Raw genomic sequence first — 15,049 nt, 5'->3', positions numbered from 1 at the left:
CCACTGACCGGATCATTACACCCTTTCGGGTGAAACGATCGACTTCCAGGTGTGATTTCCCACCGCCCTGGGCGCGGGATCGGTTCGGCTCTGGCATGACGTTCGGTCCCCGCACGTGGTCGGTCTGTCCGTTTCGGCCGAGGCCACCCGTGCACCGCGAACTGCTCGCCGGCTTGTCTGGAGCACCCTGTTCGACCAGGGCTTTTCCTCGCTACATCGGTGGGCCGCACCGCACTCTGCAGGAGCAGAGGGTAGCGAACGCTTGGCCGGTTTGTAACCCTCCAGATGTCGCGCTGGGTACACCCGGGCAGCGGATCAAGTTATTCAGGCATCAACAGCTTGTCCGCGTGGCGCCCGGATGTTGATCAACGATGCACCTGATCGAGTGATGATTGCCACCCCCGAACCGACGCTGAACACCCATTGTGATAGCCGGGTTGCTTCTCTACAGTAGCCGCGTGACTCCGGACGATAAGTCACATTCCGCCATCCGCACGTCCTCGGCAGACGTGACTGCATCCGTATTGGGAGCGACCTTGTTTGAAGCAGCCGCGGGCAACCAGCGCAGCTATGGCAGGCGCGGGTTCCTGTCCCTCGCCATGGCAAGCGGCGTTGCACTGACCGCGAGCGGCTGCGGCCTGCTCGGCGGGTCGGAGGACTCGGGCGGCACCGGCGGTGGCTCCGGGCTGGAGAAGCCGAAGATCAAGGTCTCCATCATGCCGACGATCGACGTGGCCCCGTTCCACCTCGCGGTGCAGAACGGTTACTTCCAGCAGGAGGGCCTCGAAGTCGAGGCGGTGAACGCGGCCAGCGGCGGGGCTTCGCTGCAGAAGCTGCTCGCCGGCGAGGTCGACATCGCCTACGGCAGCTACACCCCGTTCTTCATCGCCAAGAGCAAGAGCAACGCCGACATCAAGTTCGTCGCCGACGCCTCTTCCGCGGGTCCGAAGAGCACCGAGGTGGTCGCGCTGCCGAACGGCCCGGTGAAAAGCGTGCACGACCTGGCGGGCAAGAAGATCGCGATCACCGCGACCGACACCATCTGCGACACCCTGACCAAGTCCGTGATGCGCGACAACGGCGTGGACTACTCCGGGGTGAAGTGGGTGCCGATCGGATTCCCGCAGATCGGCGCGGCGGTCAAGCGCGGCGACGTGGACGCGGGCTTCCTCACCGAGCCGTTCATCACCCAGTCCGCCAAGGACGACGGCACGGTGGAGATCATCGACGCCGCGACCGGCGGTACCAAGGACTTCCCCACCGCCGGCTACGCCTCGCTGGGCAAGTTCGCCTCCGGCAGCCAGAAGACCGTGGCCGCCTTCCAGCGCGCGATGCTCAAGGCCACCAAGGAATCCGCGGACCGCTCGAAGATCGAGCCACTGCTGGTCAAGTTCTCCAAGGTGGACCAGGACATCGCCGCGCTGACCAAGCTGCTCACCTTCCAGTCCACATTGGATGCTCGGCGGCTGCAGCGGGTACCGGATCTGCTGCAGCAGTTCCAGTCGATCCCGGCGAAGATCGACGTGGCCACGATGATCGTCCCGCAGGCGAGCGCATCCTGACGTGCGAGTCGTCCGCAATCTGACCGGAGTGCTCGGTTTCCTGCTGATCTGGGAAGCCATCGTGCGCTTCGGCTGGGTCGCGCGGACCGATCTGCCGCCGCCCACCGTGGTGTTCGCGCGGATCGGGGAGCTGCTCGGGGACACCGGGTTCACCCGCGACGTGGTGGCCTCGGTACTGGCCTGGCTGATCGCGATGGCGATTTCGATCGTCCTCGCGGTACCGGCCGGGCTGATGCTGGGCAGCGTGCGCCGGCTGCGTGAGGCGACCAGGGCGATCGTCGAGTTCCTGCGGCCGATCCCTTCGGTGGCGCTGATCCCGCTGGTGCTGATCGTCATCGGCGGCGGCCCGGAGGCGAAGATCTCCCTGGCCGTCTACGCCTCGGTGTGGCCGATCCTGTTCAACACCATCTACGCGATGGCCGAGGTCGACCCGCTGCTGGTGGAGACCGCTCGCAGTTACGGCACCCCGCGGTCACGGATCCTCGGCTCGGTGCTGCTGCCGCACGCCGCGCCGTTCGTGTTCACCGGGATCCGGATGGCCTCCGCGATCGCGCTGATCCTGGTGATCAGCACGGAATTCCTGGCCGGCGCGAAGCTCGGCATCGGGCAGTTCGTGCTGGAGGCGAGTTCGTCGAGCAACCGGATGGACCTGGTGCTGGCCGGCACCGTGGTCGCCGGGGTGCTCGGCTTCCTGGTCAACGAGGGGCTGGAACGGCTGGGGCGCAGGCTGTTCCGCTGGAACAGCACCGACGAAGGAGCCACCGCGTGAGCGTGCTGGGCAAACCGGCCGCCGCGGGCGTGCGGGGCCGGGTGCGCAGCGGGCTCGGCGGATTCGCGCGCAAATGGCTGTTGTTCGTGGTGCTGGTGCTGCTGTGGGAGCTGGTGACGCAGCTCAACGACAGCGTGTTCTTCCCGCCACCCACCAAGATCGCAGCGGCCGCGGCGAAGCTGTGGTTCTCCGGGCCGGGCACGCAGCTGTTCCTCGGCGACGCGGTGTTCCAGCACATCCTGCCCAGCCTCGCCCGTGTGCTCGGCGGCTGGCTGCTGTCGGTCGTGGCCGGCGTCGCGCTCGGGACCGCACTCGGCCGTTCGCGCACCGGGATGGACTACGTCGGCCCGCTGTTCGCGTTCTTCCGGGCCATTCCGCCGCCCGCGCTGGTGCCGGTGTTCATCGTGTTGTTCCACATCGGGCCGGGCATGCAGATCGCCACCATCATCTTCGGTGCACTGTGGCCGGTGCTGCTGAACACAGTGGACGGTGTGCGCTCGGTGGACAGGGTGAAGGCGGAGACCGCGCGCGCGTTCCGCACGCCGCGGCGATACTGGATCGGGCTGGTGGTGCTGCCCGCGGCACTGCCGAAGATCTTCGCCGGGCTGCGGCTGTCACTGTCCATCGCGCTGATCCTGATGGCCATCTCGGAGCTGGTCGGTGCGGTCGACGGCATCGGCTACGCGCTGCTGGCCGCCCAGCGGTCCTTCGACTACGACCAGATGTGGGCGTGGATCGTGCTGCTGGGCATCCTCGGATACGGGTTCAACGCCGCCCTGCTCGCCGTCGAACGGCGGGTGCTCGGGTGGCAGCCCACCCGGGGGACGCCGTGAAGGGGCCCTTCACGGACTCTGAGTCTGTGAAGGGCCCCTTCACGGACTTCATGTCGTTTTAGGAAGGGCGGCGAATGTCGACTGTGCTTGAGGTCTCCGGGGTCAGCCATCGCTACGGCACCGGGGATACCGCGCACGTGGCGGTGGACGAGCTGACGTTCTCCGTGGACGCCGGGCAGCTCGCCTGCATCGTCGGCCCGTCCGGCTGCGGCAAATCCACGCTGCTGCGGGCGATCGCCGGCCTGCTCCCGCCGACCTCGGGCACGGTGCGGCTGCACGGCGACCTGGTGACCGGGGTGCCCGACGACCTCGCCGTGGTGTTCCAGGACTACAGCCGTTCGCTGTTCCCGTGGCTCTCGGTGGTCAAGAATGTCGAATTTCCGTTACGCTGGACCAAAATCGACAAGCAGACCCGGCGCGCGCAGGCCCGCGAAGCGCTCGCGGCGGTCGGCCTGTCCGGGGTCGAGGGCAAGTTCCCGTGGCAGCTGTCCGGCGGGATGCAGCAGCGGGTGTCCATCGCCCGCGCGCTGGCGAGCCGCCCGGCGCTGCTGCTGATGGACGAACCGTTCGCCTCGGTGGACGCCCAGACCCGATTCGACCTCGAAGACCTGCTCCGCCGCGTGCAGGCGGAACAGGGTACGACGGTTCTGCTGGTCACCCACGACATCGACGAGAGCGTGTACCTCGGCGACCGTGTGCTGGTGCTGTCGAAGTCCCCGGCACACATCGTCGCGGACCTCGCGGTCGATCTGCCCGCGCAGCGCGACCAGATCACCACCCGGGAATCACCGGAGTTCGTTTCACTGCGCGGTGAAGTGGCCCGGCTGCTGCACGGCCCGGCCAGCACGGCCCCCGTGCAGCAGGCGAAGGGCTGATCAGAGCCGGGGAAACCACACCGAGACCTCGGCCAGCGCATCGAGCGTACCGGCGTCGAGGTGCCCGGCGACCGTCTCGGCTTCGGCAACGACGAGCGTCCGCTTGTCGATGCGGGAGTCGTAATGGTGCCCGGAGAAGGAGAAACCGGCCAAACCGAGCGCGGCGGCACCCAGCGGCCTGAGGTCGCCACTCCCCTGCACCTCCTCCACCTTTTCGCACCCGGTGGCGTCGCTTTTCTTCGGAAAACCCACCCGCACGACGGAGATCGCGGCCGCGTTGCCATGACCGTCACCGATTGCGTAGAGAGCGCGGTCCAGTGCCGTACACCGGTGCCGAGCCAGGTAATCCCGCACCCGGCCGGTGGCGGCGGCAAGGCATTCGGCCTCGTGCCGTACCGCATGCTTCAGCTGTTTGAGCTTGAACCGGCCGAAAGTCTCGCGCTTGCGCCCGCGCTCCGCGGACTTGCGGGCCTCCGAGGTGCGGGTTTTCAGGCTGCGTCCGGGCAGTGAGTCCACGACGTCACCAGAAACGTTGCCGGGTAACGCTTCCGCGACCGTCCCGGCTTCGATCCCAGCGCCGCCGAGCCCGGCCGCGCTGCCCACGCCGACGACCGCGACCACGGCGACCGCGCCCACGAAAAGCTTCGCCCCGCCGCCTTTCCTGGGCGTTATCGGATACGGGCCATTCGGTCCTTGCCGAAACTCCTGCTTCGCCATGTGGTCCCTCCCCTGAACACCGTGGCCGGATCGGCCACGGTAATCCGGGAGGTCCGCGATGATCAGCCGTTCGGCAGCGGGTCACCCATCCGAGGTAACCCGGCTCACTCCCGAGCGCGCGACTCCGGCCCGGTCTCCTCCGGCCCGATCTCCGGACGGGTACGCACGCCGAGCACGGTTGCGCCGACCAGCTTGCGGGTCGCCAGGTTCCCCATCGGCATGAACGTGCTCGCCTGGATGTCGCGCCACATGCGCTCGAAGGGCAGCGCCTTGGTGTAGGACATGCCGCCCAGGACCTCGACCAGGCGCTGCATCACCTCGACCGCGTTGTTCGCCGCGACGTACTTCACCATTGCGCAGCGGGCCACGCCTTCCTGCACGTCGCCGGTGAACAAGCGGCGGCTGGTCACCTCGTCGGCGTGCCGGTGGATCAGGGCGCGGGAGCTTTCCAGCTGGATCTGGCACGCTCCGATCACGTCCTGCAGCACCGGGTCCGCCGTCTTGCCGCGCTTGGCCAGGGAACGCACCGTCCAGTCCAGCGCTCCCGCGGCGACTCCCGTGTAGACGGCCGAGAACGCCGGCATCGCCCACGCCCACACGGTTTCCAGCACCCGCGCGTCGAGATGCTGTACCGGCAGCGAGTGCACCACCGCGGCGTCCTCGACGAACACCTTGTCCAGCTCGACGTCGTTGCTCTGGGTACCGCGCATGCCCATGGTGTCCCAGGTGCGGTGGATCGTCACGCCGGGCTGGTCGAGCGCGATCTGGCAGAGCAGCAGCCGCGGACCGCCGTCGGCGTCCTCGTGACGCGCGGTCGTGGAGCAGTGCGTGGCAACCGAGGAGTTGGTGGCGAAGCTCTTGCGCCCGGTCAGCTCGAACCCGCCGTCGACCCGGACCGCGCGGGTCCGCGCGTCGGTCAGGTCGTTGGGCAGCCCCGTTTCGCTGGTGATCGACGCCCAGATCAGCTCGCCGTCGACCGCCTTGCGCAGCATCGCCTCCAGCCGCGGCGACTTCGTCCGGCGCCAGATGTTCGACCACTGCCCGAGCGGGGACAGGTGCATGGTGAACGCCAGCGCGGTCGCGCCGTCACCCATCGCCAGCCGTTCCAGCACCGGCAGGATCTCCGGCAGGCCCGCACCGAACCCGCCCAGCTCCTCGGGCACCGACAGGCGCAGGAAACCGGCCGCGCGCAGGTCGTCGTAATTCTCGTGCGGGAAGGTGTTCTCCCGGTCGTGCCGCGCGGCACGACCGGCGAAGATCTCGGCCAGCTCGCCCGCGCGGTCGACCCATTCCTGCTGTCCGGAGGTGAGGAGTGGCTGCACGCTGTCATCTCAGCAGCCCCCTCCGATCGGGTCAATGCGAGATGATCAGTACAACGTCTCCGGATTCGGATCCACCTTCACGTGCACCAGGCTCGGCGCGTCCGAAGCGAGCGCGGCGGCCAGCGCCGGGCGCAAGTCGGCGGCCTGCTCGACGGTCTGTGCCGCGCAGCCCATGCTCTGTGCCAGCTGGGCGAAGTCGATGCCGCCGAGATCGGTGCCCGGCACCTTCCGCCCGCCCGCCGTCTCGCCGAGAATGCGGACCGCGGCGTACTGCCGGTTGTCCAGCACCATGAAGGTGACCGGCACGTGCTGCCGCGCAGCGGTCCAGAGCGCCTGCACGCAGTACATGCCGGACCCGTCGCCGAGTACGGCGACCACCTTGCGGTCCGGACGGCCCAGCGCGGCGCCGACCGCCGCGGGCAGGCCGTAGCCGAGGGTGCCGCTCGCGACGGTGAGGAATCCGGTGTCGGTCGCGGTGATCGGCAGCTGATCGTGCAGCTGATTGCGATGGCTCGGCGTCTCTTCGACCACGATCGCGTTGTCCGGCAACAGTTCCGCCAGCACCGAGTACGCGAAGCCCGGCGCGATCGGGGTGGTCCCGGCGGGTTTGGCCGCGGGCGCGGGACGGGCGGGCGCGGACCGCTCGCCTGCCGCGACCCGCTCGGTCAGCGCCCGGATGGCGTGCCCCGGCGTCGAGCGGATCCCGACCCCGGCGTTCGCCCTCGCGAGCACCTGATCGTCGTCGCTGACCAGGTACAGCGCGGGTAGCGGGCGTTCCGGCTCGCCACGGTGGACGTGGTAGGTGAACGCGGGCGCGCCGAGCACCAGCACCAGGTCGTGCTCCCCCAGCGCGGCCGCGACGGCTTTCCGTTCCGGCTGCAGGAAACCGAGGAACAGCCGGTGGTCCTCCGGGAACGAGCACCGCGCGGACATCGGGGCCGCCCACACCCCGGCGTTGAGCTTCTCCGCCAGCGCCACGACGTCCGGCACCGCGCCGTCCTGGTCGACGCTCGCGCCGACCACCAGCACCGGCCGCCGCGCCCCGTCCAACGCAGTCACCAGCCCGTCCAGCGCAGCCGGATCGGGTGCGAATCCGGGCACTCGATGCCCGCCCGGCAACGGCATGGTCGCTTCGGCGTCCCAGTCGTCCACCGGAACGGAAACGAACACCGGACCCTGCGGCGCCTGCGTGGCCACGTGGTAGGCACGCGCGATGGCGGCGGGCACGTCCTGTGCGCGCGCCGGTTCCACGCTCCACTTCACGTACGGCCGCGGGAAGTTCGCCGCCTCCACCGCGCCGAGGAAGGGCTCGTCCGGCAGCAGCGAACGGGTCTGCTGACCGGCCAGCACGATCAACGGGGTCCGGTTGCGGTAGGCGGTGAACACGTGGCCGAGCGAATGCCCCACCCCACCTGCGGAATGCAGGTTCACCAGCACCGGTCTACGGGTCGCCTGCGCGTACCCGTCGGCCATCGCGACCACGGCCGACTCCTGCAGTCCGAGCACGTAGGCGAAGTCGTCGGGCCAGTCGGTGAGGAACGCGATCTCGGTGGTGCCCGGGTTGCCGAACACCGTGGTGAGACCGAGGTTACGCAGCAGTTCGCGAGTGGCGTCCCGGACGGTGCGAGTCATGCCCCAACGCTATCCCTGCGGGCGGCCGCGAACACGAACGAGAGCACTTTCCCCGGCGCCGGGAAAAGTGCCCTCGGGTACCGATCAGGCCGGAGAGCCCGGAGCCCTTGAACGAACCCCAGCCGGTGAAGGGGCCCTTCACAGACTCAGAGTCCGTGAAGGGCCCCTTCACAGACCTCCGCGGCTGCGCAGAGCCCCTCACCGACTTTGCCGACAGCCTGGGTTCAGCCCTTGACCAGCTCGGCCCATGCGCGCACAGCGGCCGGGTCGACCGGCGCGTCCCAGCCACCCCGGCGCACCGCGCTGCCCACGTGGAATCCGCGCACGCCACCGGCCCGCAACAGATGCACCTGCTGCGCCCGCAGCCCGCCGCCGACCAGCAGCTCCGGACCGGTCGTGCGGCGAACCAGCCGCTGCAGCACCGAAAGACCGCTGCCGACCCCGTGCGGGCTGCCGGCGGCCAGCACCGTGTCACAGCCGAGTCCGGCCAGCACGTCGCACGCGGCGAGCGGGTCCCGCGCCCGGTCGATGGCGCGGTGGAAGGTCCACGGCCGTCCGTCGATCTCCGCTAGCAACGACCGGCAGGCGTCGACGTCCACTTCGGACTCTTCAGTGAGAAAGCCGAAAACGAACTCCTGCGCACCCGCGTCGATCAGCTCGGCGACCCCGGCCCGCAGCCGGTCGAACGCACCGGCGGCGAACGAGTTCTCCGCTCGCGCCATCACCCGTACCGGCAGATCGGTGGCGGCGAGCACCGCGCGCACGGTCTCGCCGGACGGGGTCAGCCCGTCGGCGGCCATGTCGGCCACCAGTTCCAGCCGGTCCGCGCCGCCCTCCTGTGCGCGCTCCGCGTCCTCGGCGCTCAGCGCGATCACTTCCAGTAGGGGAGCAGTCGAGCTCATCGGTCTTTCCCGTTCAATCCGAGGGTCGGCGGTCGTCCCCCCTGGCGTGCCTGCCACGCCGGAATCCGCCTTGCAGGCTCGTCATCCGTTCGCGTACCGCTTCGGGAGAAAGCGAGAGTATCGGCCGCTGCTCGGGCACCTGCCCGGGGTCCACCGCGCCGGCCGGCCGGAGGAACGGCCAGGTCTCCTCGGCCCGGTTCGCCTGCGCCAGCTCTTCCGGCGTCGGCCACCGGGACGGCTCGGCGGACTCGGCCGCGGCGTCCGGGTCGACCGTGGGGAACGCCACGTTCGCGGGCTCGGGCTCCGGGTCGGAATTCGTCACGGGCAACGGCTCCGCAGCGGGTACCGACTCCGGCTCGACCGGCGCGGTCTCGTGCACCGGCTCGACCGGCGCGGCCTCCGGCCGGACCGGCGCCGCAGGCTCGACCGGCACCGCGGCGGACGCGACCGGCGTGGCCTCCGGCTCGACCGGCATCGCCACGGACTCGACCGGCGGACCGGGATCGCGGAACGCCTCGAACACCGCGTCCGGCTCAAGCGCCGGCTCCGCTGGCCGCGGCTCTTCCGGCACCGCGGGCTCTTCCGCCGCCTCAGCAAGGCCGAACCAGCGCGAGAGCACGTCACGATAGGCGGGCATCCGGTCGGTCGGTGCGTCGATTTCGAGGTGCGAAGCCTCTTTCCCGGGCTCTGGCCACGACGACGGGCTCTCCACCACCGGCGCCCGCCGCGGCGGGCCGGGCTCCAGTACCGGGGTCAGCAGCGGGCCGGGTTCCTCGGGCTCGTCCGGGACGAGCGGGGCGAGCGACTCCGTCTCCGGTGGGGCCGCCGGCTCCTCGGCGGGTGGCAGCGGCGGGGCTTCGACGATCAGCGCCGCAGGCACCACCACGGTCGCGGTCAGTCCGGACTTCTCACCCGGCCGCAGCGAAACACGAATGTCGTGCCGCACGGCCAGGGTCGCCACCACGTACAGGCCCATCCGCCGGGAAACCTCGACGTCCACCTCCGGTGGCTCGGCCAGCCGCGCGTTGGTCCGGTCGATCTCCGCCTGCGGCATTCCGGCGCCACGGTCGGTGATCTCGATCCGCCAGTCGCCTTGCCCGGCCCACTCGCTGTGCACGGTGACCGCGGTCGTGGCACCGGAGTAGCGCGTGGCGTTCTCCAGCAGTTCGGACACCACGTGCACGAGGTCGTTGACGGCCGCCCCGCGCACCGCCAGGGCAGGCGCCGGGCCGAGTTCGATCCGCTGGTAATCCTCCACTTCGGACACTGCCGCGCCGATGATCTCGTCCGCGACCACCGGTCCGGAGTCCTCGCGTTCGAGATCGGTACCGGAGAGCACGAGCAGGTTCTCGCTGTTGCGCCGCATCCGGGTGGCCAGGTGGTCCAGCTCGAACAGCCCGCCCAGGGTCTCCGGGTCCTGCTCGCCCGCCTCCATCCGGTCGAGCACCGCCAGCTGCCGCTCCACCAGATCCTGGCTGCGCTGCGAGAGGTTCACGAACATCGCGTTGACGTTCTCGCGCAGCATCGCCTGTTCCGCGGCCAGCCGCACCGCCTCGCCGTGCACCGCGTCGAACGCGCGCGCGACCTGACCCACCTCTTCCCTGGTGAACACCGGCACCGGCGCGACCGCCGCGCGGTGGCGGAGGTTCTCCGGCCCCGGATCGGGTTCGGTGAGCAGCCGCTGCACGGCTTCGGGCAGCCGGTGGTCGGCCACCTCCAGCGCGGTGCGCCGCAGCACGCGCAACGGCCGCAGCAGCGACCGGCCGATGATCACCGAAAGCACCCCGGCGACCAGCAGCACGGCCAGCACGATGCCGCCGTCCCAGATCGTCGACGTGCGGGCGCGGGCGGCGAGCGTGTCGGTCTGCTCCTGCAGCTGAACGAGCAACGCCTGCTGCACCTGGTGGGCCAGATTGACCGTGTAGGTCGCCGCGGTGTCCCACCGGTCCGCGTCAAGCCCGGCCAGCGGCTGGTTGTTCTCCGCGCGGATCAGCGCCGATTCGACCATGTCGTTGCCGATGTCCACGACGAGGCCGAGCACCGTGTCGTCGTACATCCGCTGCTGGTCGGCGGTGGCGAAGGTGCGGTAGTCGTTGCGGGCGGCGGCCAGTTCGGCCTCGGCGCCCAGCAACGAACGGGTGCGGTCGCGGTTGAGCGTGCCCTGGGTGATCGCCTCGGCCAGCACCGCCCGCTTCACCGACATCTGGTCCTTGATCCGGGCCAGCGCGTTGCCGGCCAGCCGCAGCCGGGCCAGCGCCCCGTTCGAAACGTCCGCCGCCGCGGTGTCGCTGATGTCGAGCAGACCGGAGATCAGCTCGCTGTAGGACCGGAGCACGGCGTCGGCCGGGAAGGCGGAGTGCTCGGAGGAATAGCGGAGGCCGCCCAGCACGCGCAGCCGGTCCTCGCTCTGCCGCAGGCTGGCCACCGCGGTGACGTCGAGCCGGGAGCGGCTGTCGGCGAAGGCCTGCTCGAATGCGCCGATCGACTGATCCACCCGGTTGCGCTGGGTGGAGAGCCCGGTGGTGGCGCCCTTGCGGTCGGCGGCCACGAAACGCACCGTGACATCGCGTTCGCGCTGCAGCTGGTGCACGGCTTCGGCGACGGTGGCGTCCACCCGGCTGCGCGCGGCGAACTCGGCCAGCTGCTGCGCGTCGCTCAGATCGCCGTCGATCCGCTGGCCGACCAGCAGCACCACAGCCAGCGCCGGGATCAGCAGGACCGCGAAGAGCTTGGTGCGCAGATGCCAGTTGCGCAAGCGCCACTGGCCGCGGACCTCGCGGAAAGCAGGATCCGTCGCGTCGCCCGATCGGGGACGCTGGTCGCGACGGGTCACCTGTGCTTCCTTTTCACCGCGGGACCCCTACCCACGGACGTCATCGAGGGTTTCCGAGCTCGAACTACTGGAGAGTAGGGTCCCGGCACGGATCGGGAAACCACCCTGGCGGGGGTGCGGCCCTGTCGGGGATCGTATGGGCAGCGGCCCATACGATCCAGCAGCAGGCAGAGATTCTCCTGGCAGGTGCGAGATATGAAGCTGATCGGCCCGGCGTTTGCGCTGGTAGCGGTACTTCTGGCGAGCGCAGGTTGCGGAATGTTCGACTCCGGTGACAGTCCGCGACCAACCGCTCCCGAACGGGCGACACTGCGCGTGGGGGTGGCCGATCCGATCGACACCGCGCCGTTGCGGATCGCGGCGGTGGCCGGGAAGTTCCGGCAAGCCGGCCTGAACGTCGAACTGGTCGACCTGGGCACCGCGGACGGTGTGGCGAAGCTGAGCGCCGGCGAGGTGGACGTGACCTTCGCCAGCGACGTCTCGCTGTTCCACGCGGCCGCCGGCGGGACCGCCCTCCAGATGCAGGGCGAGGCCTACACCTCCAGCAGCAACACGATCGCCCTGGTCACCCTGCCCGGCTCCGACTACGCGGAGCCCACCGCGAAGAAGACACCGCGGATCGCGGTCGACAACCAGACCGACATCTGCGCGCTGACCGCTCGCTCGGTGCTCGCGACCGCAGGCGTCGACCCGGCGAAGATCCGCCTGCAGGCGAGCCCCTTTTCGCAGATGCCGCAGCTGTTGCAGGCCGGGCAGGCGGACGCGGCGGTGATGATGGAACCGTTCATCACCCGGGCGGAGAAGGAGCTGGGCGCGCAGATCCTGGTCGACGGTTCGAGCGGGGCCACGCTCGACTTCCCCTCGTCCGGCTACGCGTCGACCGGCGCGTTCGCCGCGGCCAACCCGCGTACCCTCGCCGCATTCCGTCGGGTGCTCACCCAGGCCCAGCTCGCCGCGGCGGATCCCGCCATGGTCCGCGACGCGCTGCCGTCGTTCTCCGACATCGACCAGACCACTGCGGCGTTGATCTCCCTCGGCAGCTACCCGACCACGCTGTCGGCCACCCGGCTGCAACGCGTGGCCGACCTGATGCACAGCTCCGGCCTGATCCCGAACCGGCTCGACGTACAAGCGATGCTGCCCGCAGCGAACCAGCAGTAGCTAAATATTCTTGCCGACCGGCTTGAGGCACACGGTGCGCACGGGCGGACCGGCGTACACGAGAGGCGTGCCGTCTTGGCCACAGGCCTTATCGGACTGTTGCCCCGCGTGTACTTCGGCGCGTGCTTCAGCGCTCGCGTCACTGCACGCGACCTTGCTGATAGACGTCTCGTCGGCGACTCCGCGCAAACACTCGCCATTCGACACGTTCAGCGCCAGGCACAACGTCTCCTGCGGCGTACGCAACGTACGCGTGGAACCGTAGATCTCGAACCGCACGTAGTCCTGACCCTCGCAGCTGGAGCGGCCACGTACGACGTTGTCGACCCGGTAGGAAGCACGGCTGTCCGAGCAGTCCGCCCCGTGGTAGCTCTGCGTGTCCGCGCCTGCGTCGCTGAGGTAGAGGCAGCTGCCGGCGACCGGCGGACCGGCCGAACGCACGATGCCGGCGACGCCGAACGCGGCCAGCACCCCGAGCCCGACCGCGAGCACGACCGCACCCGCGATGAGGCCCTTCACCTTGCCGGACACCCCCTGCGGCCGGATCGGCGCAGGGGGCGGCGTTCGCGGCGGCTCGAACGGATTCGAAGCCGGCGGCACGCCGAACGGTGGTGTGGTCACTGGGGCTCCTCCGGGCTCGACCTGGTGACCATCTTGGCATCCCCGCGGGGCGGCGCGGCAGGGAACGTATAAAGGACAGGTGACCGATGGCCCCTTGATCGTTCAGTCCGACAAGACCGTGCTACTCGAAGTCGACCACGCCCGCGCCGACGACGCGCGGATCGCGATCGCCCCGTTCGCCGAACTCGAACGGGCACCCGAGCATGTGCACACCTACCGGATCACGCCGCTGGCACTGTGGAACGCGCGAGCCGCCGGGCACGATGCCGAGCAGGTGGTGGACGCGCTCACCACGTACTCGCGGTTCCCGGTGCCGCAGCCGCTGCTGATCGACGTGGTGGACGTGATGGGCCGGTTCGGCCGGTTGCAGATCGCCAACCACCCGGCGCACGGCCTGGTCATGGCCACCACCGATCGCGCGGTGCTGGAAGAAGTCGCCCGGCACAAGAAGATCAGCCCGATGCTGGGCGCGCGGATCGACCAGGACACCGTGGTCGTGCACCCTTCCGAACGCGGACGGCTCAAGCAGGCGCTGCTGAAGGTCGGCTGGCCCGCCGAGGACTTCGCCGGATACGTGGACGGCGAGGCGCACCCGATCGCGCTGGAGGAGAACGACTGGGAGCTGCGCGACTACCAGCGCAAAGCGGCCGAGGCGTTCTGGGCGGGTGGCTCGGGCGTCGTCGTGCTTCCTTGTGGGGCGGGCAAGACTCTGGTCGGCGCGGCCGCGATGGCACATGCGAAGGCGACCACGCTGATCCTGGTGACCAACACCGTGGCCGGGCGGCAGTGGAAGCGCGAACTGGTGGCGCGGACTTCGCTGACCGAGGACGAGATCGGCGAATACTCCGGAGAGAAGAAGGAGGTCCGGCCGGTCACCATCGCCACGTACCAGGTGGTCACGCGCAAGCAGAAGGGCGAGTACAAGCACCTCGAACTGTTCGACACCCGGGACTGGGGCCTGGTCGTGTACGACGAGGTGCACCTGCTGCCCGCCCCGGTGTTCCGGATGACCGCCGACCTGCAGTCCCGCCGCCGCCTCGGTCTCACCGCGACGCTGGTGCGCGAGGACGGCCGCGAAGGCGACGTGTTCTCCCTGATCGGCCCGAAGCGCTACGACGTGCCGTGGCGCGACATCGAGGCGCAAGGCTGGATCGCGCCCGCCGAGTGCACCGAAGTCCGGGTCACCCTGACCGAATCGGAACGCCTGTCCTACGCCACCGCGGAGGCGGACGAGCGGTACAAGCTGGCGGCCACCGCGATGACCAAACTCCCGGTGATCAGGTCCATTGTGGACCGTCATCCGGACGAACCGACCCTGGTCATCGGCGCCTACCTGGACCAGCTGGAGATGCTCGGCGCGGAACTGGCGGCCCCGGTGATCCAGGGCGCGACCCGCAACAAGGAACGCGAGGAGCTGTTCGACCGCTTCCGCCGTGGCGAACTGCGCACCCTGGTGGTGTCGAAGGTGGCGAACTTCTCGATCGACCTGCCGGAAGCGTCGGTGGCCATCCAGGTCTCCGGCACGTTCGGATCCCGCCAGGAAGAGGCCCAGCGCCTCGGCCGGCTGTTGCGCCCCAAGGGAGACGGCCGGCAGGCGCACTTCTACTCGATCGTCTCCCGGGACACTGTGGACACCGAGTACGCCGCACACCGCCAGCGTTTCCTGGCGGAGCAGGGCTACGCCTACCACATCGTCGACGCGGAGGACCTGCGCCGGCCGCTGTGATCGGCTGTGGCGATGGCTCAGGGCTCACCGTTGTCCCCTCTCCCTTGTGGATTCCCTTGCGGATGGAGAGCACGACCGGTGGGGCTTCGGGGGACC

General features: G+C 69.7%; 12 protein-coding genes. 6 read left to right on the top strand and 6 right to left on the bottom strand.

Features of this window, described 5'->3' with window-relative positions; genetic code table 11:
• Positions 1 to 599 precede the first annotated feature (599 nt).
• The 4 genes from ATK36_RS20205 (at position 600) to ATK36_RS20190 (ending at position 4,039) form a co-directional block, all read left to right on the top strand.
• Positions 600 to 1,562, top strand: a complete 963-nt coding sequence (locus ATK36_RS20205; RefSeq protein WP_098512966.1) for an ABC transporter substrate-binding protein — start codon at positions 600 to 602, stop codon at positions 1,560 to 1,562.
• Position 1,563: 1 nt separating this feature from the next.
• Positions 1,564 to 2,331 (top strand): ABC transporter permease, encoded by a 768-nt coding sequence (locus tag ATK36_RS20200; RefSeq protein ID WP_098512965.1) that lies wholly within the window; start codon positions 1,564 to 1,566, stop codon positions 2,329 to 2,331.
• Between the two features lie 2 nt (positions 2,332 to 2,333).
• A complete protein-coding gene (locus ATK36_RS20195) occupies positions 2,334 to 3,164 on the top strand; it encodes an ABC transporter permease (protein WP_170070037.1) in 831 nt (276 codons plus the stop codon).
• 74 nt (positions 3,165 to 3,238) lie between these two features.
• A complete protein-coding gene (locus ATK36_RS20190) occupies positions 3,239 to 4,039 on the top strand; it encodes an ABC transporter ATP-binding protein (protein ID WP_098512963.1) in 801 nt (266 codons plus the stop codon).
• On the opposite strand, the gene ATK36_RS20185 is transcribed toward ATK36_RS20190, so the two are convergent.
• The 5 genes from ATK36_RS20185 to ATK36_RS20165 all read right to left on the bottom strand — a co-directional run bounded on the left by ATK36_RS20185 (position 4,040) and on the right by ATK36_RS20165 (position 11,445).
• The gene (locus ATK36_RS20185) at positions 4,040 to 4,756 is read right to left on the bottom strand and encodes a hypothetical protein (RefSeq protein WP_245914921.1); all 717 of its coding nucleotides are present in this window, start codon (positions 4,754 to 4,756) and stop codon (positions 4,040 to 4,042) included.
• Between the two features lie 104 nt (positions 4,757 to 4,860).
• Positions 4,861 to 6,078, bottom strand: a complete 1,218-nt coding sequence (locus ATK36_RS20180; protein ID WP_098512962.1) for an acyl-CoA dehydrogenase family protein — start codon at positions 6,076 to 6,078, stop codon at positions 4,861 to 4,863.
• Between the two features lie 45 nt (positions 6,079 to 6,123).
• A complete protein-coding gene (gene mdlC, locus ATK36_RS20175) occupies positions 6,124 to 7,710 on the bottom strand; it encodes a benzoylformate decarboxylase (protein WP_098512961.1) in 1,587 nt (528 codons plus the stop codon).
• A gap of 224 nt (positions 7,711 to 7,934) precedes the next feature.
• Positions 7,935 to 8,612 carry a copper homeostasis protein CutC gene (locus ATK36_RS20170; RefSeq protein ID WP_098512960.1) on the bottom strand — a complete coding sequence of 226 codons (678 nt, stop codon included), beginning with the start codon at positions 8,610 to 8,612 and terminating at the stop codon, positions 7,935 to 7,937.
• Between the two features lie 13 nt (positions 8,613 to 8,625).
• Positions 8,626 to 11,445 (bottom strand): sensor histidine kinase, encoded by a 2,820-nt coding sequence (locus ATK36_RS20165; protein ID WP_098512959.1) that lies wholly within the window; start codon positions 11,443 to 11,445, stop codon positions 8,626 to 8,628.
• 195 nt (positions 11,446 to 11,640) lie between these two features.
• Between ATK36_RS20165 and ATK36_RS20160 the strand changes: the two genes are divergently transcribed.
• Positions 11,641 to 12,606, top strand: coding sequence for an ABC transporter substrate-binding protein (locus tag ATK36_RS20160; protein ID WP_098512958.1), 966 nt, complete (start codon positions 11,641 to 11,643; stop codon positions 12,604 to 12,606).
• Here ATK36_RS20160 and ATK36_RS20155 read toward each other — a convergent pair whose 3' ends face one another.
• Positions 12,607 to 13,227, bottom strand: a complete 621-nt coding sequence (locus ATK36_RS20155; RefSeq protein WP_098512957.1) for an LppU/SCO3897 family protein — start codon at positions 13,225 to 13,227, stop codon at positions 12,607 to 12,609. It lies immediately after the preceding gene.
• A 79-nt stretch (positions 13,228 to 13,306) separates the two neighbouring features.
• On the opposite strand from ATK36_RS20155, the gene ATK36_RS20150 reads away from it, so the two are divergent.
• Entirely contained in the window at positions 13,307 to 14,953 is a 1,647-nt protein-coding gene (locus tag ATK36_RS20150) for a DNA repair helicase XPB (RefSeq protein ID WP_098512956.1), read from the top strand.
• The last annotated feature ends 96 nt before the right edge of the window (positions 14,954 to 15,049 follow it).

Source organism: Amycolatopsis sulphurea (assembly GCF_002564045.1).
Lineage (GTDB): Bacteria > Actinomycetota > Actinomycetes > Mycobacteriales > Pseudonocardiaceae > Amycolatopsis > Amycolatopsis sulphurea.
The sequence above is the reverse complement of the archived record's forward strand: the minus strand, read 5'-3'. Positions and strand labels throughout refer to the sequence as shown.